The 24,981-nt window shown below is 36.7% G+C and carries 20 protein-coding genes; 13 read left to right on the top strand and 7 right to left on the bottom strand.

The window, feature by feature from the left end:
• Positions 1-12 precede the first annotated feature (12 nt).
• From ABXH06_RS05220 to ABXH06_RS05205, 4 genes are all read right to left on the bottom strand, one after another.
• Positions 13-915: an FHA domain-containing protein gene (locus ABXH06_RS05220; protein ID WP_353517507.1), complete on the bottom strand. Its 903-nt coding sequence runs from the start codon at positions 913-915 to the stop codon at positions 13-15.
• Positions 916-941: 26 nt separating this feature from the next.
• Positions 942-1,778 (bottom strand): DUF6689 family protein, encoded by an 837-nt coding sequence (locus ABXH06_RS05215; RefSeq protein ID WP_353517506.1) that lies wholly within the window; start codon positions 1,776-1,778, stop codon positions 942-944.
• Positions 1,779-1,942: 164 nt separating this feature from the next.
• Positions 1,943-4,411: a S8 family peptidase gene (locus tag ABXH06_RS05210; RefSeq protein WP_353517505.1), complete on the bottom strand. Its 2,469-nt coding sequence runs from the start codon at positions 4,409-4,411 to the stop codon at positions 1,943-1,945.
• A 442-nt stretch (positions 4,412-4,853) separates the two neighbouring features.
• Positions 4,854-5,633, bottom strand: coding sequence for a PEP-CTERM sorting domain-containing protein (locus ABXH06_RS05205; RefSeq protein WP_353517504.1), 780 nt, complete (start codon positions 5,631-5,633; stop codon positions 4,854-4,856).
• 403 nt (positions 5,634-6,036) lie between these two features.
• Here ABXH06_RS05205 and ABXH06_RS05200 point away from each other — a divergent pair, with 403 nt between their 5' ends.
• The gene (locus ABXH06_RS05200) at positions 6,037-6,912 is read left to right on the top strand and encodes a hypothetical protein (protein ID WP_353517503.1); all 876 of its coding nucleotides are present in this window, start codon (positions 6,037-6,039) and stop codon (positions 6,910-6,912) included.
• A 64-nt stretch (positions 6,913-6,976) separates the two neighbouring features.
• Here the strand turns inward: ABXH06_RS05200 and ABXH06_RS05195 are convergent, their stop codons facing one another.
• Positions 6,977-7,558 (bottom strand): DNA-J related domain-containing protein, encoded by a 582-nt coding sequence (locus ABXH06_RS05195; protein ID WP_311580357.1) that lies wholly within the window; start codon positions 7,556-7,558, stop codon positions 6,977-6,979.
• A 137-nt stretch (positions 7,559-7,695) separates the two neighbouring features.
• Entirely contained in the window at positions 7,696-8,640 is a 945-nt protein-coding gene (locus ABXH06_RS05190; RefSeq protein ID WP_311579913.1) for a LysR family transcriptional regulator, read from the bottom strand.
• A 115-nt stretch (positions 8,641-8,755) separates the two neighbouring features.
• On the opposite strand from ABXH06_RS05190, the gene ABXH06_RS05185 reads away from it, so the two are divergent.
• Genes ABXH06_RS05185 through ABXH06_RS05165 form a run of 5 tightly spaced genes read left to right on the top strand, consistent with a single transcriptional unit; the run spans position 8,756 to position 16,461 of the window.
• Entirely contained in the window at positions 8,756-9,925 is a 1,170-nt protein-coding gene (locus ABXH06_RS05185) for an efflux RND transporter periplasmic adaptor subunit (protein WP_311579910.1), read from the top strand.
• Positions 9,926-9,934: 9 nt separating this feature from the next.
• Positions 9,935-13,078, top strand: coding sequence for an efflux RND transporter permease subunit (locus ABXH06_RS05180; protein WP_353517502.1), 3,144 nt, complete (start codon positions 9,935-9,937; stop codon positions 13,076-13,078).
• Between the two features lie 2 nt (positions 13,079-13,080).
• Positions 13,081-14,493: a TolC family protein gene (locus ABXH06_RS05175; protein WP_353517501.1), complete on the top strand. Its 1,413-nt coding sequence runs from the start codon at positions 13,081-13,083 to the stop codon at positions 14,491-14,493.
• Between the two features lie 7 nt (positions 14,494-14,500).
• Positions 14,501-15,526 carry a zinc-binding dehydrogenase gene (locus tag ABXH06_RS05170; protein WP_311579899.1) on the top strand — a complete coding sequence of 342 codons (1,026 nt, stop codon included), beginning with the start codon at positions 14,501-14,503 and terminating at the stop codon, positions 15,524-15,526.
• 5 nt (positions 15,527-15,531) lie between these two features.
• The gene (locus tag ABXH06_RS05165; RefSeq protein ID WP_311579896.1) at positions 15,532-16,461 is read left to right on the top strand and encodes a glutaminase; all 930 of its coding nucleotides are present in this window, start codon (positions 15,532-15,534) and stop codon (positions 16,459-16,461) included.
• Between the two features lie 65 nt (positions 16,462-16,526).
• Here the strand turns inward: ABXH06_RS05165 and ABXH06_RS05160 are convergent, their stop codons facing one another.
• Positions 16,527-17,186: a PEP-CTERM sorting domain-containing protein gene (locus ABXH06_RS05160; protein WP_311579892.1), complete on the bottom strand. Its 660-nt coding sequence runs from the start codon at positions 17,184-17,186 to the stop codon at positions 16,527-16,529.
• Between the two features lie 483 nt (positions 17,187-17,669).
• Between ABXH06_RS05160 and ABXH06_RS05155 the strand changes: the two genes are divergently transcribed.
• The 7 genes from ABXH06_RS05155 (at position 17,670) to ABXH06_RS05125 (ending at position 24,833) form a co-directional block, all read left to right on the top strand.
• Positions 17,670-18,206 carry a hypothetical protein gene (locus ABXH06_RS05155; RefSeq protein WP_311579889.1) on the top strand — a complete coding sequence of 179 codons (537 nt, stop codon included), beginning with the start codon at positions 17,670-17,672 and terminating at the stop codon, positions 18,204-18,206.
• Positions 18,206-19,969, top strand: a complete 1,764-nt coding sequence (locus ABXH06_RS05150) for an OmpA family protein (protein WP_311579887.1) — start codon at positions 18,206-18,208, stop codon at positions 19,967-19,969. Before ABXH06_RS05155 ends, ABXH06_RS05150 begins: the two co-directional genes overlap by 1 nt.
• An 89-nt stretch (positions 19,970-20,058) precedes the next feature.
• Positions 20,059-20,553, top strand: a complete 495-nt coding sequence (locus ABXH06_RS05145) for a Rab family GTPase (RefSeq protein ID WP_311579884.1) — start codon at positions 20,059-20,061, stop codon at positions 20,551-20,553.
• A 4-nt stretch (positions 20,554-20,557) separates the two neighbouring features.
• Entirely contained in the window at positions 20,558-22,693 is a 2,136-nt protein-coding gene (locus tag ABXH06_RS05140; RefSeq protein WP_353517500.1) for a putative bifunctional diguanylate cyclase/phosphodiesterase, read from the top strand.
• A 485-nt stretch (positions 22,694-23,178) separates the two neighbouring features.
• Positions 23,179-24,051: a LysR family transcriptional regulator gene (locus ABXH06_RS05135; protein WP_311580355.1), complete on the top strand. Its 873-nt coding sequence runs from the start codon at positions 23,179-23,181 to the stop codon at positions 24,049-24,051.
• Between the two features lie 122 nt (positions 24,052-24,173).
• The gene (locus ABXH06_RS05130) at positions 24,174-24,686 is read left to right on the top strand and encodes a hypothetical protein (protein ID WP_353517499.1); all 513 of its coding nucleotides are present in this window, start codon (positions 24,174-24,176) and stop codon (positions 24,684-24,686) included.
• 9 nt (positions 24,687-24,695) lie between these two features.
• On the top strand, positions 24,696-24,833 hold the full coding sequence (locus ABXH06_RS05125; protein WP_311579875.1) for a hypothetical protein: 138 nt from the start codon (positions 24,696-24,698) through the stop codon (positions 24,831-24,833).
• Positions 24,834-24,981: the final 148 nt, after the last annotated feature.

Below are 24,981 nucleotides of genomic sequence, written 5' to 3'. Positions count from 1 at the left end.
ACCTTAGGTAAGTTAATGACACATAGTTAACAAATGCTTGTTCGCTATATTTGATGTCCTTATCACTTCTTTGTGTAATTGAGTTTGCAATAAATCAATGGAGTGCTGCAATAATAACGCTTGTACCGTGGCTTCCAATTGCTGACTCATCGTGTTAAGTATTTCAACGTCTAATTCTGTTAAAATTTTATCTGACATTTTACTATCAGTATAGATGATGCCTATTACTTTATCTTTATAAAATAACGGAATACAAGCAAATGCAGCAATTTGTTTTAATTCAATACTCTTTCTTGCTTGCCATAATTGGTGATGCGATACATCCATCGCAAAGACAGAGCGCTCTGTTCGAATACATTGTGATATTGCTCCAACACTGCCTTGAAAACGCGCTAATTTAAAATCATCTGACTGCATACCAATCGACATACTAATTTGTAAATCATCAAGACAATTACCAAGCAACACCATACCTCGTTGCATCCCAGTTAGTAGGATAATGTTTTGTAATTGAGTATTGAGATTCTGACTAAAATGCTGACTCATTTGAGTAGAGATCTGCTGTTGGCACTGATTTCGGCGCCAAACATTATGGTTATTAATAGCATCTACTTGCTCGAAAGATTTAGTCTCAAATAAACAATCTAATTGACCTAAAGAAATTAACGCATCTTCAGCTAACGATGAATGCGTAATTGCGATGCCATTCACTCTTGTACCATTGCGGCTATGTTCATCATGAAGTTGCCAACGTTGATTTAGGTGAGCCACCTTCGCATGCTGACGAGATACCGTTGGATGATCTAAAAACAGCTCACATTCATGCGAACGCCCAATACGATAACCATTTTCTTCAAACAGAAAACTTTCAACTGCAGGTTGCTCTGGGTAACACACAGTAATTTTAGCTGGCATAATCTACCCCTAATAAATACTTAACATTAAGGTATCAACCGTAAACTAAATCGCAGTGTATTGGCGTACGCCATTAATTCACCGGCTACATTGTCAATATCACGACTTGAACGCCACACGTCTGGAATATTTGTGCCACGCGCAGCATTTATATGACGATTGAACTCATTCACTTTATTGCTTGCCAAAGCATACTGTTGTGTTGTCATTAACTGTTCAATTGCATTAACATCTTGTAGCAGCTCAGCATAATCAGCAGCATTAATTTGTGATGAAAAATTGGTTAAAGCAGATAATAAATGTTGGTACTTTTGATTAGCAACCACTAATGGCGCCCTTATATCCGCGGCAATAATAAATTGTGAAAAACGCCCAATTGAACCACGAGCGCGATAACTTCCGGCCCCCATAGTCATTGTAATATCTTTAAATGAGCCATTTAATGGAGCTTTAAAAAAACGAAGTGGCGTGCCTGCAGTATATTCTAAATTATGCGTATGAATATCCAACGTTGCTAAACCTGAAAAAGAAAACCCTGAATCAGTTAATGGCTCTATGGTGATCATCATAGGAAAAGCGGCTACCGTCGATACATTTAAGGTATCTGGTAAACGCTCAAGCACACTTAATGACGTGACATCAATGATTTCTGCACTAATCCCAATACTTTCACGTGTTAACCCAACAGCATTTTCAAAGGCTAACGTGATATCGGCTGAAATATTACCGGGTAAATGAATAACTGCTTCCACTTTGTTACCCTGAACATCAATCGTTACGGCATCCTGTGCCAGAGCCAACGAACTAAAAACTATAGTCACAACAGACATCACAAGCGCAACTAACTTCTTAAAATTGAACATGTTTTCACCTCTAAATTTACGTCTATTATTGTCTTTAATAGATACTTCGATGCCAATACTAACTTAGAAACTACTTTGAACTGCGCCATATAGCAAGTATTACTAGTAATTTAATAAAGGCAAAAAACCAACCTAATTAGGTTGGTTTTAAATTGAAACATCGATTAGTTTCTTAAATAACCGTCGTATACGCGCCCGATAATAACAGCGTAATCACCACGTTTAACTTTCGATTTAGGTTCAAATTCAGCAACAACTTTTGGCATTAAATCATAAGGGCCTTGTTGTAAACTAAATTTAACACCCATGATTGACATATCGATTGCCGCTTGAACATGGCCTTTCATGGCTGGGTCAATATTATCTGAATCAATAACAGGTACCCGTTCGCCATTAAACTCTACCGTTAACTGCTCTGGAGCTTCAGCGACTTGCGCTTCTAATCCTAAAGATTGTACCAGAGAGTATGCCAACGCTTGTTTGTTGACAGCAGCATTAGGTTGAAATGAACTACCATTGGTTAACATAACCGGTGCTTGTGATTGCACTCGATCTCTTAAGGCAGCTCCTTTTTCAACTACCGAACTAATATAAGGCATATGCGCACTACCGACATCACTGTAATGCATTTGTTGCTCATTCAATAAATCACGTTGCTGTCTAATAGACATGCCCATCACTAAAAACTTCGCTAATTCTTTACGTTGCAACTTAGCATCGGGACGGTAAACACGATTATTTTCGCTATCAACAAGTCGCTCACTAACAGCAAACTCAATTGCCTTTTCAGCTGGATGTCCTTCAATATCGTTTAACCCTTCATAACCACCCGACTTAAGAACAGATATATCACCACTAATAAACTCTGGTACACCAGGACCATTAGTCGTTCCGGTTGGATCAGCTTGCACACCAGACAAAGACGTTAAGCCAAAGGCTGATAATTTCCAGTCGCCAGGTTGCGCTGGAGCAGAAACACGCATTGTTGTGTTTAATACCGGTAAGGTTAAATTACCAAAGTAAACTGTACCATCTGGTGCTTCCAATTTAAGTTTCATTGTATTGGCTAACGTTTCAGAAGAGACACTGATCCAAGCTGCGTCTTCTTCGACATTAAATACATGTACATCTGGCTCGCCAACCGGAGAAAATAGTAGCTCAAATGATTCAGGGGCTTCATCTTCTAAAATTATCGCGTTCGCATTAAAACTGTTTAAATTATTAACTGTCTTACTGTGTTGATTATCGTAACCCAGAGCTCCGGCAACCGCAGCATAGGCGTTAACATGTCCTGCTCCCACTTCCCAAGATTCATAGCCAGGCATATTCGTTGCGGTTTCTTGAATAATTTGCTTAATTTGTAATGGCGTTAGGTTAGGATTCGCCTCAAGCATCATTGCAATAATACCAGCAACGTGTGGTGTTGCCATTGAAGTACCTGAAATCATAGTATAGAAAGGTAAATATTCTGCTTCAATATAATCAACGTCATTTGCACCACCATTAGAAGCCACATTTGTTTTTGCTCGTGTTGAAATGATATCCACCCCTGGAGCAACAATGCTAACTTCGTTTTTATAAGTCCAAGTAGAACCATCAGGCATGCTAAAATCACCTTGCTCATCTCGCTTGCCCCGAGAAGAGAAATCGATTAAGTCTCCTTGTTTGGTACTTGCCCCCACTGACATCCCCCAAGGAATTTGCGCGTAAGGGTTGTGGGTATCTTCACCAGATCCATCATTACCTGCAGCAAACACCGAAATCATACCTAGTTTAAACGCTTTATATGATGCAAGAGAAATAGGACCTTCTGGATCAAACTGACCACTTGACCCCCAAGAGTTACTCATGATGCGAATTGGCGAGTTAAAATCCCAAATATGTGAAATCGCATAATCATATCCGCCAAGTGCGTCTAAAATAGACAAACCAGCACCTGAGCCATAACCGACAATATCAGCGTCAACAGCAGCACCTTTATATTTGCCATCGGAATGTGTTCCCCAACCACCGACAGTACCCGCACAGTGTGTACCATGACCGACATTTAAATCAGTATTTTGTTGTCCTTCGATCCAAACACCATCAACGCCAGTTAATGATATAGCTTGAGCATGTGTTGCCCCTTGAACGTTTTCTACTACTTTATCGCCATAAGCTAAATCATCAAGTGTTGCATCTATACCTGAGTCATTAACTATCACAGTAACGCCTTTTCCGGTAAACGTTATACCATTATTTTCAGAAAATTCAGTTGATTGCAGTTTTTCAACGCCTGTGATTTCACGTGCTTCAGCGTTAAAATAAGTTAATGCTCTGTTAGCAAAAACCGAGCGTACGCCAGATAAATCGGCAATTTGATTGATTTGAGCTGGTGTGGCCAGCACCCCCATAATAGGTAATGACTTAAATTGAACACCTTGTGTTATACCAAGATTCAATAATGTTTGTATCTGTGACGTTGACAGCGCATCTAGCTGATCATATGAAACAACCACCATAGCACTATCTGTTGATAACATATTTTCTAATTTTTGCTCTAATTGCGAGCCAATCACAGCAGTTGCTGTAGCACTTAAACTAACGCCAGCAATAGACATGGTCATCGCCATGTTTTTTAAAATTGATTTCATTTTTCTATCCACTTTTTTTGAAGGAATGAATTTTACACTCATCATTGGACTGTAATTTGTAAGAAGAAACCATCGGGATCAGTCCCTACGCACTTTAGGGGAAAACCCCTAGTAAGATTTTCACATGACAGGATTTGAAAAGTTTTCAAAAAGCGAGCTAGGAAAATATTGCCAATTAATCAATCTAATGCATGTTCACAACATCAAAAGTGTCGCCAACAAAGTGCGTTTACAAAGGACCAATTAATCAACAAATTATCTATAAAAATAAAATTTATAAAACAATGTTAACAACAACTGTTTAGCGGTGTATTAGCGCAGAAATGCATGAACCAAAGGTGTAGTGAATATTCTTCTATTTTGGTTGTAGCTTTTGTTAATTCAAAAAAAAACACCAATCATCATTGGTGTTTTTTAAATATTATAAACTGGTTAAGAATAGTTATTTCTTAAATCGACGTGATGCTAAACCTAAGATACCTAACGCAAAAATAGCCAATGTAGAAGGCTCAGGTACTTCAGTAATACTTAACGTTGAATTATCAATAGCTAATGACATATCAGTATATGTTACCCAGCCATATCTATTACCACCGATAACAGTGGCAATATCATCTGCTGCTGTAGAACGTGTTTCAGTGTGAAGCAGTGCACCAACGCCATCTAAAATATTAAAATCAACGGCTAGCACCCCACCTTGATTATAAAAAACGTGCTCTAGTGTGTACCAACCGGCAGTAGTTACTTCATAATAATCACTGTTTATTAATGACCCTTCATTAAAGTCAAAACCACTGTTGTTAGAAGCATTAATCACAAAACCATTATTTGTTGTTTGACCAGCGTTAAATATAAAATCTCTATTATGAACGCCACTTTGGTTATTTACTGCTGATGAATAATCAAAACCATCACCAATTGCCCATACAGTAGGATCAATGAACACATCAAGACTGGTACTAAAACCATTACCAAATACTGAACTAGAGCCACTAAAAAAAGTATATGCTCCAGTTGCTCCCCCGACTGATATATCAATTAGACCATAGTTATTGCCATCGCTAGCGGTAATGGCACCAGAAGGAGTATTGATAACAGGGCTATGATATGCAGACCATGTATTGTCATTCCCTTCAAAACCTTCTGAATAAATTACGCCAGCATTTGAAACAGCGGTCAGGGCAGTCAGTGAACAACCAAAAATAATGTGAGATAATTTCATATGTAACCTTTATTTAAAAAATAATTAATCCATGTTTTATTGTATATTTAAATACATCAGCCAACATTAGGCAGAGAGCATGCCACATAAATAAACACTTATTTTTCAAATAGATAAAAAGAAAAAATATAATAACAATTTAAAAGTGTAAAATTATTGAACATATATACAACTTTCAGTGCAATTTTTTTGATAGTAATTAAGCACTTTTTTGATGTAAATAAATTCAGTTAAGATAAATATTTTCATTACGATGAATAATTAAGCAGCAAGCTATATTAACCATTGAGTTTGACTATCTATTTCTTATTAGTTTAAAAAAGTGTTATACATTAATAATTAACAGAGTTTATTGGATGGGAAATGAATTAAAAATTTACCTTGTTTATCGTTACATAAAATAATGGTGACCTTTTCATTTTATTCTCTTTTTATTACTAGCCAATCGCTTGCTACTGAAATAGTTTGGGTTACTGATGCACCACAAAATAATGTCACTGCGAAAAACAAAGTACTTGATATAGACACCAGTACTTTTAATCTTTTAGCAGCTCACTTAAATTCACAGTATTTTTTTAAAAAATTACACGTTCCTGTTAAACGCGGTTTTACTCTGATCAAACATCAAGAAAATGTCTGCATTGGGAATAAGCTCACCACAAAAGAAAGAAATGAATTTAGTTATAGTACCCAAATACCTCAAACTGTTTTCCCAGGCTTGCGATTATACATCAATAAAAATTCCCCCTATTTCCAAAAAGTCAGGCAGTTAGTGACTCAACAAAAGACTGTCTCTATTTACGATATTATCAATACAGTCGCTGGAATTAAATTTGGCATTGTTGGCGGTCGAAGTTACGGCGTTGAAATAGATTCATTAATTAATTCTCCCGAAAACGCTCATTTTTTCTGGAAACGTCATGCGAGTAAAGCGAATAGAGGCATAGTAAATATGATCGAAAAAGCACGATTTGATATATCAATTGAATACCCTAACGTGTTTGGTTTTTACTCAGAGGAAGACAATACAGTTATTGAGAGTTTTCCACTAAAAGAAGCCCCTAATTATATGCTTGGCAACATTTTATGCTCAAAATCAAAGATAGGAGCAAAGATGGTCAAGGCCTTTAATGCTGTAATTAAAACAACGAGTAAGACTCGCGAATACTTTGACGCACACATGAAGTGGTTCGATTCCAGTAGCCAAGAAGATGCAGCAAGGTATTACAATAAAATATATAAAACATCGTTTACATTAAAAAAGCCCATGGTGAATTAATATAAAAAGGTGTGCTACTACCAATATATAAATGTTTACCATCAATGCACCATTTATATTGCAATCAATGGTTATTGAAATAAGCCTTGAGTATTGCGTAGGCAGCTTTAATTTCTTGTGATTTTTGCGTATCACCGCCTTTATCGGGATGGTGTTGATGCAGTAATTTACGATATTGTATTTTTACTTGCTTAAAATCATCGCTATCTTTGATTAATAAACATTTAAACGCATTTTCAATACTTGTTTGACTTAGGGTTGAGGATGAATGTTCACCATCCATAAGCTGCCAAAAGCTTTCGATAAGTTCTTCAACGTCCTCTTTTTTAGTATCAGTGAAATTTTGCCAATCAAGATAATACGCGCGTAAATTATCCGCTTGTATCAAACCTTCTTGTCCTGCTATAAAAGGTAAATACCTAATGTGGGTAACAACAATATCTAAACACGCGCTTTGTTCTTGATGCCATCTATCTTTTAACTGATATAAAGCATTAAACAAAATAAAATGACGTTGAAATAAAATGAGAGGATCTTGCATCCCATCATTTGAAAATATCTGATATGGCTGTTTTTGTAAAACTAATAACAAATCATATTCACTGATACCCAGAGGATATTGGGGAAGAACTTCAGCTAACGCTATTAATAAATTTTGCTGTTGAAAACCTATGTATCACCTCGTTAAAAATACTAAAAATTAACATAAAATACTGCCTCCCCTTAGTTTCGTGCATAAAGTAAAAAGAGTACTAATGCCGTTAAGTATAAAGGAGTTTGGTCTTAACCTTGATAAAGTTTCTCAAAGTCTGGAATAGCTTTTTCCCACAGCGGAGTTTGATAACCAAGATAATCTTTAACAGCATCAAAGAACAAACGAGTTCTTACCGGTAAATCACGGTGAGGGTAAACGGCATACATGTCACTAAAATTCATTAACTTCAATTTTGGCAATAGCGGAATTAATAAGCCATCTTTTATTTCATTTTCAATAATAAAAGCAGGAGCTAAAACATAAGCAGTTCCAGATAAGGCTTTCATCAGCAATACTTCACCATTATTCGCTCTAAATGTACTAAAGGTTTTTTGTTCGCATTGTTTGTTTTGCTCATCGTAATAATGAATACTTTCTACTTTAACTGACTGGCTTGAATAACTAGCAGAAGGTAATTTTGCCAATTCTTCAATTGTGCTTGGCATACCATAAGTATCTATAAATGCAGGAGATGCTAACAGTAATAATCGGTTACGTGCAATTTTTCGTGCGATTAACGAGGAGTCTTTTGGCTCTCCAATTCGAAAAGCTAGATCAAAACCTTCGGATACAATATCAACAAGTAGTTCATTTAAATGCAATTCCACTTCAACTTGTGGAAAACGCTTTTGAAAATCATTTATCACAGGTTGTATAAAGCGTCGTCCTATCGTGGTAGATGCCGTTATTTTTAAAACCCCTCTGGGCTCTTGATGGTAATTTTCCGCTAACCGAACCGTTTCTCCTAAAAGCTCACGCAGTTGCGTCGCTTTTTTAATCATTTCAGCTCCGGCGGCTGTTAACGAGAAGGATCGTGTTGTTCTATTTAGTAACCTTACCCCAAGCTCTTCTTCTAAACGGCTTATTTGTTTAGAAATTACAGATCTATCTATGTTACGTGCCAGCGCAGCCTTTGCAAAAGAACCTCTTTCAACTACATCTAATAATAATAATAGTCGACTTGTTGTATCCATAATTTCTTTCCAAAAACACTATTGGTGCAATTTTGGCACTAATAAGTGTAAATAACTAGGCTTTTTATCAACATACTAGTTCCGTATCATGGCTTCATTATTCAAGGAGTCTCAAATGTTAAAAAATATTCTTATGTATTCTGTTGTTGGGTTAACAATAGTACTTTCTGGTTGTAGTGATGAATCGACTGCAGCACCTGCAAAGCGACCATTGCAGCCTATTGATGTGGCTGAAGTATTAATTAAACCCGTACAAAATTGGCACACTTACACAACACGAGTTGAATCTCCAGAAGAAGTCGCGTTGATGCCGAGAGTTTCAGGCGTAATTAATAACATTGCTTTTAAAGAAGGCGATGTGGTTAATGAAGGTGATTTACTCATTCAACTTGATAACAGACCTTTTAAAGCGGTAGTTACCAGCTTAGAAGCTCAAGTATTAAGTGCTAAAGCAGCGCTAGAGCAAGCAAAAAGTGAAGCCCAACGTGCCGTAAGATTATCAGAAAGGAAAGCCATCTCAACAGAAGAAGTGGAATTACGAAAATCGACGTTAAGCCAACGTGAAGCACAAGTATTAGCCTTACAAGCACAACTTGATGCAGCAATGCTCGATTTAGAATTTAGCGCTATTCGTTCACCCATCAATGGTGTTATTTCTAACGCGAATATCACAAAAGGTAATAACGTAATAGCTGGACAAAGCGTGCTGACATCTATCGTTTCAAATAAGAAAATGTACGCTTATTTTGATATAGATGAGCGCACATGGAATCAATCTTTCAGTAATATCACTGCTGACAGCAAGCAACAAGTCATCATGCAAAAAGTCGGACAAACCACTTTTCCATATGAAGGCTATATCAATTTTATTGATAATCAAATCAATGCTTCAACCGGAACATTACGTCTACGCGCCGTTTTTGAAAATGCTGACAATCAGTTACGTGCCGGTTCATTTGCCCGTATAAAATTAGCCGCTAACGCTGTTACTGAGCAAATCATTATTCCAAGTAAAGCGATTGGTACCGATTTAAAAAATCGCTTCGTTCTAACGGTGGGCGAAAACAATATATTGCAATATAAGCTCGTTGAACTAGGTGAACGTTACGGTAAGTTACGCGCGATAACCTCTGGCCTTACAAAAGGTGACATTATTGCGGTCAATGGTCCTGCTCGTGTAGGTCCTGGTATGCCAATTCAACCTAACAGTGTTGAAATTGATAGCAGTGGTATTGCCTTTACATTACGTAAAGACCAAGCCGAAAACTTACTTGCAAAATACTAAGGTTCACGCATGAAATTTTCCCATTTTTTTATTCAACGGCCTATTTTTGCCGCGATGCTATCGCTGATCATACTTATTGCTGGTGGTTTATCTTTATTTCAATTACCTGTTAGCGAATACCCTGAAGTTGTGCCACCTACTGTTGTTGTCACCGCGAGTTACCCTGGCGCTAACCCAACCGTTATCAGCCAAACAGTTGCAACACCTTTAGAACAAGAAATTAATGGCACAGAAAACATGCTGTATATGTTTTCACAAGCCACTAGCGATGGCCGCATGACGTTAACGGTCACTTTTGCCTTAGGCACTGATTTAGACCGAGCGCAAGTTCAGGTACAAAATAGAGTCAATAGCGCCCTGCCACGCTTACCCCAAGAAGTACAACGTTTAGGTGTTGTTGCAGAGAAATCGTCACCTGATCTCACCATGGTTGTTCATTTATTTTCACCTGAAAATACCCATGACACGACTTACCTTACCAACTATGCTGATTTGTATATTAAAGACCAAATCACTCGTTTAGATGGCGTCGGTGATCTTAAATTATTTGGTGGTGGCCAATATGCTATGCGCATTTGGTTAAATCCTGATGATTTAGCTTCTCATGAATTAACAGCGAATGATGTTATTACAGCTTTACGCGAACAAAACCAACAAGTTGCAGCAGGTAGTTTAGGAGCTCAGCCAGCGAGTAACGATAGTCAATTTCAAATTTTATTAAATGTAAAAGGTCGATTAAGTAATATTGAAGAATTTGAACAAGTGATCATCAAGTTGGGTGAGCAAGGACAAATAACTCGCCTAAAGGATGTTGCACGAGTTGAATTAGGTCAAAACAATTATTCATTACGCGCCATGCTTGATGGTAAACCAGCACTTGCAATTCCTGTGTTTCAAAGACCAGGTGCAAATGCTATTGAGTTATCAGATCAAGTTCGCGAAACCATGGCTAATTTATCAAAGAACTTCCCCGCAGGCGTTGAATACGACATTGTTTATGATCCAACCGTTTTTGTACGGGGATCAATTGATGCCGTGATAACAACCTTACTTGAAGCGATAGTGTTAGTAGTAATTGTCGTTATTTTATTTTTACAAACTTGGCGCGCGTCTATCATTCCATTAATTGCCGTGCCTATTTCACTTATTGGTACGTTTGCTGTAATGCAATGGCTAGGGGTTTCCATTAATACTCTGTCGTTGTTTGGCTTAGTACTCGCTATCGGAATTGTCGTTGATGATGCCATAGTGGTTGTGGAAAACGTCGAGCGTAATATCGAAAAAGGGCTAACCCCATTAGAAGCTACGCGAGTTGCCATGACAGAAGTCACTGGGCCAATTATCGCGATAGCATTAGTGTTAGGCGCGGTATTTATTCCAACGGCTTTTATTAGCGGTTTATCAGGGCAATTTTATAAACAGTTTGCGTTAACAATCACGATTTCAACTTTTATTTCGGCATTTAATTCATTGACTTTATCGCCAGCGTTATCAGCATTATTACTACAATCGCACGATAGCAAGCCAGATAAATTAACTCGCTTACTTAATGCATTATTTGGCAAATGGTTATTTAGCCCTTTCAATCGACTTTTTGATAAAGGTGCGCAAGGTTATCAGAAGCTGGTTCAAAAACTGATAAGAATGAGTGCGGTGGTGGGTATTATTTATTTTGTACTGCTTGGCGGCACCATTACTTTATTTAACCAAGTTCCCGGTGGTTTTATTCCTGCACAAGACAAACAGTATTTAGTATCAATCGCTCAATTACCAGACGCTGCAAGTTTAGATAGAACAGAACTTGTGGTAAAAGAAATGCAAAAAATTGCTCTTGAAATTCCCGGAGTCGCGAATGCGGTAGCTTTTCCTGGTTTATCCGTTAACGGTTTTACTACTAGTCCTAATAGCGCGATTGTCTTTACGCCACTCGAGTCTTTCGATAAAAGAACCGATCCCAGTCAGTCTGCCATGGCTATTGCTGCACAATTAAATCAAAAGTTTATGGCCATTGATGAAGCCTTTGTTGCTGTGTTTCCGCCGCCTCCTATTCAAGGGTTAGGTACAACAGGAGGATTCAAACTGCAGATCGAAGATCGTGAAAATAAAGGCTTTGAAGTCCTGTTTAATAACTTACAAGCGGTGATCGCAAAAGCACAAAAAGATCCTGCCTTAATGGGGTTATATTCAAGCTTTCGCATTCAAGTACCTCAAATGGATATTGATATTGACCGTGAACAGGCATTGATTCAAGGGATCCCACTAGATGAGGTTTTCGATGCATTACAAATTTATTTAGGCTCAATTTATGTCAATGACTTTAATTTATTTGGTAGAACCTATCAGGTTAACGCGCAAGCCGATGCAGATTTCCGTCAAGATCCTGCGCAAATACTTAACTTAAAAGTACGTAACCGACAAGGACAAATGGTGCCGCTAGGATCGGTTCTAACGGTCACGCCTAGCACAGGCCCGGATCGAGTCATGCATTATAACGGTTACCCGAGCGCTGAATTAAATGGCAGTCCTACTCCCGGCACGAGTTCCGATCAAGCGCAAAAAGCTATTGAAGCAATTTTGGCTGAAACGTTAGAACAAGGAATTTCATATGAATGGACAGAAGTTACATACCAGCAAATACTAGCCGGTAATACGATGGTATATGTATTTCCATTAGTGGTGTTATTAGTCTTTATGGTATTAGCCGCACAATATGAGAGTTTACGCTTACCTTTAGCGATAATTCTAATTGTTCCTATGACAATATTTTCTGCTTTATTAGGAGTATGGTTAGTGGGTGACGATAATAATATCTTTACTCAAATAGCATTAATCGTACTTGTTGCTTTAGCGTCAAAAAATGCGATTTTAATGGTCGAATTTGCAAAAGATCAGCATGATCATGGTTTATCACATTTAGATGCAATCATTGAAGCATGTCGCTTACGGTTACGCCCTATTTTAATGACGTCTATTGCTTTTACGGCTGGCGTTATTCCACTGGTACTTGCCACAGGCGCTGGTTCAGAAATGCGTCATGCAATGGGTAATGCCGTATTTTCAGGCATGATTGGTGTCACCATTTTTGGCTTATTATTTACGCCGGTTTTCTATATTTTCCTGAGCAAAAATAAAGCTGTTAAGGGCGAGGAATAATCATGATTAGCTTAATAAAACGCCCAATAAAACATAAGTTTGCCATTATCAGTTTTACAATCAGTTCACTCTTTTTATCGGGCTGTGCCAGTAAAATCAATGAAGAGCAGCATCAACAATTGCTAGAGAGCTTTATTGAACGTGCCGATGTCGCAAGTAGTTTATCTGGAATGGATGAGTCAAATTGGTGGCACCAGTTTGATTCACCACAACTCAATCAGTTAGTAAACCTAGCTTTAGTCAAAAATCACGACTTAAAAACCAGTCAGTTACAGCTAAAGAGTATGCTTGCACGACTCGGCGCGCAAAAAGCAGAATATTTACCACAGGGAAATATTACTGTTTCAGCAGAAAGGAGTAGTTTAGCAGAAACTATCACAAGTCAATCTAGTGCGAATATTGGCGTTGATTGGCAAATAGACTTATTTGGTCGAGTCACAGCTTTAGTCGATGCTGCCAACGCCTCAGCAATGAGTAAAGCGGAACAGTTAAGGTTATTAAAAGTAGAAATAGTCTCATCGGTAGTAAAAGGCTATATAAGCTATCAAGGTAATTTAGAAAATGAGTTAATTATCAGTCAACAAATTGAAGCATTAAAACAAAGTATTGATGTACTAAAAGCGCGGGTTGATGAAGGTGTAGCCAATGAACTTGATCTTAATCGAACTAAAGCTCAACTTAGTCAACAGCAAGCTCTTTTGCCAGCAATTAAATACGCTCAATATCGTGACTTATCAACACTTGCGCTCTTAACGGGGCAATTCACCAATGAAATGATGTTGACTGAAAAAACGGGCTTTTTATCGAGTGATCTTGCGGTTGAAATTGCAGATCCTAATAATGCAATTGCACTACGCCCTGATATCAACCAAGCATTATTTAATTTTAGCCAAGCTTATTCACTCAGTGTCGCAGCCAGTAAAGCACTTTTACCAAATATTAGTTTAAGTGGTTTTGCCGGTGTATTAGGCTTGAACAACACACGTTTAGTTGACACTCAACAACAATGGCAAGTGACTCCTCAATTAGAGTGGTCGTTACTAAGTTATCCGGCATTAATTGCTCAAAAAGACGCACAACAGTTTTTAAGTGAAGCGGCATATAGTGCCTACCAACAAGTAGTACTTAAAGCGATTAACGAGAGTGAACTGTCTCTGCAGTTTTTAATCAAGCAAACCAATCAACATTCGTATGCACAAGCTAGATTTAAGCATGCTAACAATGCTTTTTTACAGGCTCAAGCCATGTATCAAGAAGGACAAATTCCTTATCTAGAGTTGTTAGATGCGCGGCAGGATGTTTTAATAGCGGAAAAAAGTAACATTGATACATCCATCTCGTCTTTAATTGCCAAAGTAAGTACTTATCAGGCATTTAATGGCCATTGGAGTCAACAGTTAATAACCGAACATTAGAATTAAAATGGCGTTGAACGAATCAATACAACTTGGCGAGTTACCCAAGACAATGAAAGCCATTGTCTTGGAAAAACCCAATGAGCAAATGCAATTATCAACAGCTGAATTAGCATTGCCGCAGTGCGATGAAAATGAAGTTTTGGTAAAAATTGAATATGTGGGCTTAAATCCATTAGATGCCCAATTTGCTAAAGCAGGTTTTTGTAAATGGCAATACCCACATACTATTGGTTTAGATGCCGTTGGTATTGTCGTACAAGCAAACAAAGGGTTATTCCCAAGCATTGGTGACCGTATTATGTGGCATTCAAGTCTTGCTCAACAAGGGGTGTTGAGTGAATATGCTAAAGTGCCAAACTATTCTGTATCGGTAATTCCAGACGGTGTCCCCTCAAGTACGGCGGCTACCCTCCCCTGTGCCGGAATGTCTGCGCTTATCGCCTTAAATAAAATACAAATTTCTGAAGGCGATACCATTTTTATCGAGGCTGGAGCAGGTGCGGTAGGTCAGTTTGCAATTCAATTTGCCAAACAACGTGGAGCAGATGTTTTTACGACGGCATCGAAACACAACCATAAATTAGTGAAAAAATTAGGCGCCGATGCTGTTTTTGATTATCATGACAAAAAACTTTGTGAAAACATTAGAGCAACTTTAGGCCCACAAGGATTTGACGCTGTAATCGATTCTATCGGCGGCGAAACAACCGTGAGAAATATTGAATTAATGCGATTTTGTGGCCGAATTGCGTGTTTAAAAACCTTGCCAGTACTTGCGCCAGAATTAATGTTTAGAAAAGCTCCTAATATCAGTATTGTGTCTTTAGGTGGGGCATGGTTAGCTAACAGCCTGTGCGCACAACAACATATGAGTTTTATGAGTAAATTATTACTCGAAAATGTTGCTGATGGTAAAATAATTCCGCCTGAGCAATTCATTGTCGACTTTAATGATGTATGTATTTCTAGAGCGTTAGAGAAACAAATATCAGGTAATTTCACCGGTAAACAAATCGTAAAATTGCAGTGATATAAATGACCTCAATACCAAAAAATTTAGCAAAAACGCTCGATAAATTAATAGCTTCACAACAAGGTCTTTATCGAGAAGGTAAAGTTGCAGATTACATTCCTGCCTTAGCAACTGTCTCCCCTGAATTAATGGCAATTTCTGTCGCCACCCTTGATGGTAAATTAGTTGGCGCGGGCGATATCCAAGCGCCGTTTTCCATACAAAGCATTTCAAAAGTGTTTGGTTTAGTCATGGCAATGAACCGATTAGGTGATTCATTATGGCAACGTGTCAGAATGGAACCATCAGGTCAGCCGTTTAACTCAATTATCCAGCTAGAATGGGAAAAAGGTATTCCGAGAAATCCTGTGATCAATGCCGGCGCTTTATTAGTAGCGGATGTTCTAGCCAGCCATTATTCATCGAGTAAACTTGCTTTCCTAAGTTTTATGCGTCATTTAGCCAATGATGAAAATATATATATCGACCAAAACGTTTATCAATCTGAATTAATTCACGGTAATCGAAATGCCGCTTTAACTTATCTGATGAAAAGTTTTGGTAATATTGAAGCTGAAGTGCCAGAAGTACTTAGTCACTATTTTACTCAATGTTCAATTTCAATGAATTGCCATCAGTTAGCACAAAGTTTGTTATTTTTAGCGAATAAAGGCGTTGATCCTAGAACAAATGAACAAATATGTACTCGGCAAGATTCACATAGAATTAACGCTATTTTGTCGACCAGCGGTATGTATGATCAATCAGGTGAGTTTGCATTTTCAGTTGGTTTACCGGCCAAAAGCGGTGTCGGTGGAGGGATAATAGCCATCATTCCAAACTATGGTGTTATTTGCTCATGGAGTCCACCTTTGAATAAATTTGGCAACTCCGTTGTTGGTATGAATTTAATATCAGGATTTGCTAACGAACTCGGTTTATCTATCTATTAAATCAGTATACCTTTTAGATTAAGTGACCTATTTAGTTAGTAACATGACTGAAAAGTGAATCTATATCAGTCACTATGTGATGACATTCGTCGATTAACGAACAATCCTAAACTCCCAAAAATAAAAATAAGCAAACTCGCAGGCTCTGGCACAGCAACTCTCGGCGAAAATGCAGTTATTACCGGTTCATCAAAACTAATACGACCTTGTTTTACTAAATAAGTGCCAACTCCTGAATTACCAATATCATAATACTTATTATAATCGACAGGAAAATCTGGGGCATATAACTTCCCTCCTCCTAACGTCACGCCAAATAATGAAAATTTATTTTCGTTATCAAAGAAAAAGCCAAAAGATGAGCTAGCGCTGGTGAGCCCAAATAGAGTTGAGAATTCTTGAGCTAATAAATTATTACCTGTACTGTAACCAGGAGAATTATACGACACTGTCTCGCCAAAAAAGTTTAAGAATAATTGAGTAACATGGCTTGATTTCGCATAATTGAATCCCTTTTCATGATGAGGAATTAAGGCGCTTTCATAAGCTTTTCCATCCGTTACCGACAAATCCAACCATGTTAAATCAGTGTCTTCATCGTATACCGCTAAATTATCTCCTAAAGTTAGATAATCTGATTGTATTAAAGCGGCCTCTGCATTTTTAGTATTACCACTATTAAGAAGTACACCGAACACTACCATTAACATTAATTTATATTGCATTCTTTTATCCAGCTATTTCAGGTTTATCTTTAAAATTAGTGTGTGATAAATCCGTTATCTTTATGACCAAAATCAAGATCAAAATTACTATATTAATCTTATGATTTATAAAGTTTAATAGCTCCTTTTTCCGATAAGCTATCATAAAAATTTAACGAAATGTAACTATTTTTTAACAAAATTGATAATAAAAATTACCAGCTGATTGTTAACTAAGTGGTCAACCAGAATTTAAACAAAATTTAATCCTAATCTACGCTGAAAAAAGACATTTTATTGTCTTAAGGCTTTATTTTTCAAACTATAATCGCTAACAAACAATTTACATCACTTAATTAAATCAAGTAAAAAATCTAGCAAGGTTACCAGTGAAATCAATTCAAACTATTGGTTTATAGGAAATAATTTCTCTACTTTCAGGCAATATTTAAGATAACTGTTACACTTATTTTAATAATAAAATGGCTTGAAAGGGATATTACTATGGCGAATAAAAAACATGCTGCTACCGCTTCGAATAATGATAGCGCTTCTATGGATGAACTAACTCAATTAAGGACCATTGTTTTTGGCGCGGCAGAGCAAAAGCTTATGGCGCAACTAGCGGCATTGAAAAGCGAAATGGAGAAATCAATCAACTCGCTTGAACAACGATTAGCAAATAAAATCTCTTCATTTCAAAAAACAGTTGAAACTAAACAATTAGAAATCGATGAACGAATCGCTTTCATTGATAAATCTCACGATGATAACGAGGCGAATCTACAAAAATCCTTAGACAGTTTATATTCTGAACATGAAATGTTTGCTAGTGCTACTCAACAAGATTTTAAAGATTTAAATCAATCGCTTGATAATGAAAGCTCTACCCTTTCCAATAATTTTGATCAACAAATTAGCCAATTGAAAACACATTTAGAAGAAGTCTCAAATGAATTAACGTCTTCAAAAACAGATAGAAAAACATTGGCCAAGTTGCTTGCGACTATGGCAACTAACTTGGAAGATGACCAGTTATAATGCCAAAAGATACTTCAGTGTCAGACCAAGAGTCACAACAAGAGCTAGAACAGCTTAGACACATCATTCTAGGTCAAGATAATCAGCGGATCACCGACGCCGTAAATAAAGATGCTCGAAGCATAGTTTCAAATGTGCTAACAGAAGCTTTTCATGACAGACAGAAAAAAGACGATTCAATAAAAAAAGTACTCTTACCCATTGTAGAAAACTCTGTAGAGCACTCAGTAACGCATCATAGCGATCGTTTAATCAGTTCACTTTATCCTCTGATGGGCAGCTTAGTGCGAAAATCTGTCGGTGCTTTTCTGTCTAATTTTATCGAGAGAACAAACCAATTAATTGAACACAGTTTTACAATAAAAGGCTTAACATGGCGTTTTAAAGCTTGGCAGGCAGGTGTTAGTTTTACACAATATGTCGTTTCGCAAACTTATAATTATCGTGTTGAACACATTTTTCTGATCCATCAGGAAACAGGTTTGCTCTTAAAAGCGGTTAACTTAGATCAACAAAGTCAAAACGATGCTGAGTTAATTTCTTCAATGCTTACCGCCATTAATGATTTTGTAGGCGACTCATTTCAACTTGATGATAATGGCGTCAAAGAACAGTTACAGACGGTAAGTACTGATAATTTCAATTTATTAATTAAACCTGGGCCTAGTGCCATCATTGTCGCGGCAGTTTCAGGAACACCTCCGCAATCACTTAATGAACAATTGCAACTTACCCTTGAAGAAGTTCACCACTTATATCAACAAGAATTTCAGCAATTTAATGGCGATAATGCTCCTTTTGAAAATGTCGATACACAATTAAATGACTGCTTATTAACCGAAGAAAAACCGGAACAAACCTCAAACAGAAGAAAACCATGGTTTGCTTGGTTTATTATGGCTATATCCATTTTATTTATCGGCTTTAAATCACTTAATTGGTACAAACTTGATAAGTTACATCAGCAGATTATAGCGATTGATCATGAAGCTGGTATTGTGGTGAAAAACCTTGAGGTACACTCAAAACAGCTGATCTCTTTAGACTTAATGCGTGATCCTAGTGCTTTATCTGTACAGAAATGGTTTGAATTACAGAAAATACCTTTCGAAAATGTAACATTAAAAGAGCGAAGATATTACTCATTGTCACCAGAGTTAATAAAAATACGTATCGAAGAAGTCCTACAGAAATACCCTCAAATTACTTTTGATTGGCAGAATGACCAACTAAACTTATACGGACAGTTAGATTACACTAATCATCAACAATTAACGTCTAAACTGGTTGAAATAGGATTAAAACCAAACGAATTAAACGAGAAAGAATTAACACTTACAAACAGTCGTCCACTTGCCGAATCAGTTAGCATTAATCAGCAAGTATTCAAAGCGTTAGTCGGTAAAATAGCCAGTATCCAATTAAGTTTTGATAGCGGTGATGCTCAAGTCAATGCGTCAATGACAGACGATTTACAGTTGCTAAAACAACAAGTTACTCAGCTAAGTTTGTTAGCTAGCCAACTTAACAAAAGTGTGGGTTTGATCATTATGGGCTGTAGTGATAATACGGGTAATGTCATTACAAATAATGCACTTAGCTTAAAACGAGCTGAAAATACCGCCTTAGCTTTAACTAAACTAGGGTTAAAAAGAGAACAAATGTATGTCACAGGTATTGGACAAATCAACATAAAAGATGTGAAAAACACCGCGAGAAAGGTTATGTTTAATATTATCTATGTTGAGCATACAACTAACTAATGCAATGGTTAATGGGTTGATAGGTTTATCACAGTTAATTGGCATAATTAGATAACAACATTAATAACAACTTAATAAAGAGATGGATTTTGATTCAAAAAAAGATATGCCTTTTAGGGGCATCTAGCGTCGGTAAAACCAGTTTGGTTAAGCAATACGTTGAAGGTATTTTTAATGAAAAATACCTGACATCTATTGGCGTGAAAGTTGATAAAAAAGTTGTCAATGTGGCTCAACAAGAAGTTCAATTAATGTTATGGGATGTTGAGGGATATGACCGCTACAATGTTTTTCAAGATAAGTATTTACGGGGAGCTGCTGCTTATATCATCGTAGTAGATCAAACGAGAAATACCTCTTTAATCGAGGGGCTTGAAATCCATGCGTTAGCGAGAAAAGCCAATAATGTCCCGGCAATTCTCGCCATTAATAAAAGTGATTTACAAGCAAACTGGCATTTAGAAGATAGTAAAACAAAACAATATCAATCGTTATTTAACGCTCACTTTAATACCAGCGCTAAAACTGGCAGTAAAGTAGAAGAAATGTTCCAAGCAATTGCCGAGCTTACGCTTCAGGAGTAATAACATGCATGCAACTTTACTCAGCGTACTTAATTCTTTGCAACAGGTAATTTTTGAAGTTACCAACTGTGATACAGGAGAAGTGCAACGTATCGCCGGAAATAGCCAGTGGGCTTTTGATTTATTTCCATTATTACATCAACAAGACACCATTTTTATTGATGATCACACGCCATTTTTACAAGACTTTTTAATTGATGCACAACAAGTATGGCAAGGTAATCGCAACAATACCCTTAAATCAGGTTTTTGGACCGAAGTAACCGACAATCAAAAAGAACTACACCTTGAAGCCACAGCAATAAGACACAACGATAAAAATATATTATTGATAACGAGCTTAGCTGAAGAATTTAAGAGCAAACAAAATACCTTACAATCTGCCCGAGAATTATTATTATCCAACGATCGGCTAATCGAGCAAAATGAATATTTACATTCTCGTTTACTTACCATTCTGAAAAAACCGGAGCAGCAAGGAGATATATTAATTGCATTAACGAAAGCGATAGAAAATGCAGGTTTTTCCGTTATTATTACCGATAGTTCATTACAAACACTTATCGAAAACTCATCAACTTATTCATTATTTGAACAACGACGTCAAGCCCTCGAACATGATGAAAAGCCCATTGATATTATTTTTAACTTAATGAAAAGCCAATTGCCTGAGTTTGACCGTATTATGAACACCAAATCAGGATGGGATGGCGAACTTTGTTGGATATCACCTCCTTCGACATTAAAATGGTTAAAAATAGCCTTATATCCCGTAAAAACTGAGCTTAATGAAGTCAATAACTGGATAATTTTCACCAATGACGTCACCAACATTAAGCATTTAGTGCAAAAAAATGAACAGCTTGCACTCCAAGATATGCTCACTGAATTACCTAACCGTTTTTCTTTTTGGCAAAAACTTGAACGACAGACCAATGAACACAAGCCTTTTTACTTATTGTATTTAGATATCAATAATTTTCGTTCTCATAATGAATATTATGGACATGATGATGGCGATAAATTATTGATCGAGTTAAGTGAAAGGATCACTGCAACGTTAAATAATAACGACTATTTAGCCCGTATTGGTGGTGATGAATTTGCCATTATTTTGTCTGATATTGATAATCAACACGACTGTAAAAAAAGACTTGATAAAATATTTGCTTGTACATACAAACCCTTTATCAGTACAAAAGGTGAACCCTATTCTATCAGTGTAAGTGTAGGTGCGGCGAATTATCCAAAAGATGCCAATAGCGTTGAAGAACTCATGAAATTTGTCGATTTAAGTGCATACAGCGGCAAAGATAAAAATAACAAGAATTCCATACAATTTTATTCTCAATCATTGCAAGATGCTTCATTGCATATTATTGAATTAGAAAAAGAGCTCAGAGATGCCATCAAGCACCACCAATTTGAATTGTATTTACAACCAATTGTTAACTTAGAACAAAACTCTATTTATAAAGCTGAAGCGTTAATAAGATGGAATCATCCAGAAAAAGGTCTTATTTCTCCAATTCAATTTATTCCGGAAGCAGAAAAAAGCGAATTAATAAACGCGATTGGTCATTGGGTCATTAAATCAGCTTGTGAATTAGTCAAACAATTGAATAAACATGGCTATAACATAAAAATTTCTATCAATTTATCTCCCTCTCAAGTCATTGAAGAAAATTTATTTTCTTTTATTCATAATTGTATAAAAGAATATAACATTGAACCTGACTTATTAGAGTTTGAAGTTACTGAAGGCGTTTTAGTCAATGATTATGCAATAGCTGAAAAATTATTAAGTAAAATAAGAGCAATAGGCATGAGCGTATCTGTTGATGATTTTGGTACTGGCTATAGCTCATTAGCTTATCTTAAAAGGCTTCCTTTAGATTTTGTCAAGATAGATCAATCCTTTGTTAAAGATATCGTGGTTGACGATAATGATAAAGCCATAGTTAGAGCTGTGATTGCTATGGCACATAATCTCAATTTAGGTGTTACCGCTGAAGGCGTAGAAACCGAAGAGCAATTAAAATTTCTTAAAAATAATGCCTGCAATTCTGTGCAGGGCTTTTTATACAGTCGGCCAATAAACTTTGAATCCTTCTTAAAGTTAATAAAAGAATTTTATTAATGTGTATAGGCAAGGCAGCGTGAATGTTAGGATTTATGGTTTATTTATGAACAAGTTAATTAAATTAATCTATCAGGTGATTTTATCTCGTTTGTCCAAGACATCGGGTTACCATATGATGAACTTGTTTTCGGAATCTCCCCAGATTTCTAAATTTTTAAACATTTGTTTGATGTTAAGGGTGCGTTTTTCGCACCCTTTTTTTCTACCTGTCATTTATACATTTAACAATAGTGAATAAAAAACAACTTTTCATTTTACAACACTGCACCATCGCTTTGCACCAATACAATACATAGCACCAAAACAGGGCAAGCAATCCAAAGTTTATGGTTATATTTGCACCAACTATTTTTATAATATAGATAAAAAACGTATATAACCCAGACAAACCGTAATGAGTACAAAAAAATTAAAGACTGGCATTACTGGTCTAACATTTGCTGTAGGTGGATTGGGATCATCAAAAGTATTCATTAATGGCTATTCAAACACCTATCCGCGGACTGCGATCTTTTTGTATCGCAGCCAAATGTTTAAGTTTCAAACATGCAGCTTCACAGCTATTTTTAACACCTTCGGCTGTTAGTCACCAGATAAAACAATTAGAAGAACAAATAGGCTTTACCCTATTTGAGCGACAAACTCGCGCGATAAAATTAACCACCTCAGGTAAGAAGTTTTACAATGCCGTACAACCTATCATTCAAGAGTTAGAAGCTACCATAGGTAGGTTTACGGCCACAGAAGAAAACAAAACCATCACTATCACATTACCGGAATTTTTTGCCAGTGAATTGTTTATTCCAAAATTGAGTGTTTGGACGGAAGAAAATCCAACCATCAACTTACAATTGGAAACCGTCAAATCGGCAAATCAAACCAATATTCCAGCCGAGCTTTCGATAGTATTAGCTAATGGTAAGCCTAATGGCAGTATTGTTCATGAGCTATTTCCGATTCGCTATGCTCCTGCGTGCAATAAAAGTTTATATAAAAAATGGTCAAGTTTAGGCTACGACGCCTTAAAAGAAGTGCCGTTAATTCTTCATCAATCTCGCCCTTGGTCTTGGCATCAGTGGGCTGACAGAGTAGACATAGAAGATTTCGATCCAAAGCAAATTATTCAATTTGACAGCATGTTTGGTGTTGCTAGAGCGGCACAGCAAGGCATGGGAATCGCACTGGTTCCTTTACCTATGAGTAAATCATGGTTTAGTGAACAATTATTAGTGAAATTATTTGATCATGAACTCGTCACCAATGATAAATACTTTTTAATTAGGCATGAAAGTATCAACGAAGGGAGTGAGCTTGATAGCTTTGCCACTTGGATAAAACAAGAGTTTTCTTTATAAGTGAATTAATTTCAATTGATGGCTGTAATTTTGTCGTTTGTCAGCCATCAACCTTTTTCTTAAAGTAACAACCGTCAACAACATTGACATTAACTTCTAACTTTAATGAAAAGGACAAAATCATGAAACTTAACTCACTCGTTTCAAAAACATTACCCTCATTGTTACTATTGTGTAGCAGTACTACATTTGCATTCGACAGCGCAGAAAAATTTAAAGTTGCTGTAGTTAAACATACAACTGGTGCAGATAAAATTGTCGCTGGCGATTATGCAAATGGTATGAAAGACATAGAGATGAAAGAAACCATCGATTTTAACCATGCAATGAACTTATGTGCAGCACAAATCAAAACGTATAAATTTGAAAAAGCCGAAGAGTCTTGTACTAAAGCAATCGATTCTTTATCTGTCAACGCTACTCGTGGTCGTCATGGTAAATTATTAAAAGCATTAGCATATAGCAACCGTAGTATCGCCAAACATTTAAACAATGAAAGCTACAGTGCTTATGAAGATTTATTAACAGCAAAGTCTTTATCTGAAAATTCTATTATTTTAGATAACCTTGCTTATTTTAAATCATCAACAAGCATGACTACTTCCGCTGGTTTAGATACTGTGGCAGCAGATTAAGGAACAATCATGAAAGACTTAAAAATACAATTTGAACGCATATTTCTATTTTGTTACCAAGTCAGTCATTTATCTTTATCGCAATGGAATATTGAAAAACTGCAAATGAATACTCTAGGTGCAAACCGACAGCAAAATACTAAATAGAGAATGTTTATGAGAAACGTGATTGGGTGTAACAGTGAAGCCTCAATGTTACACCCTACACCTTCACACGAATAATCCCCCGATGAAGCAACAATTAACAATTCATTAATTTATCCTATCTCTTTTACAGCACTAGAAAGCCAATTAA

The sequence above is a fragment of the Thalassotalea sp. SU-HH00458 genome (genome assembly GCF_040362795.1).
GTDB classification, from domain to species: domain Bacteria; phylum Pseudomonadota; class Gammaproteobacteria; order Enterobacterales; family Alteromonadaceae; genus Thalassotalea_H; species Thalassotalea_H castellviae.
The sequence above is the reverse complement of the archived record's forward strand: the minus strand, read 5'-3'. Positions and strand labels throughout refer to the sequence as shown.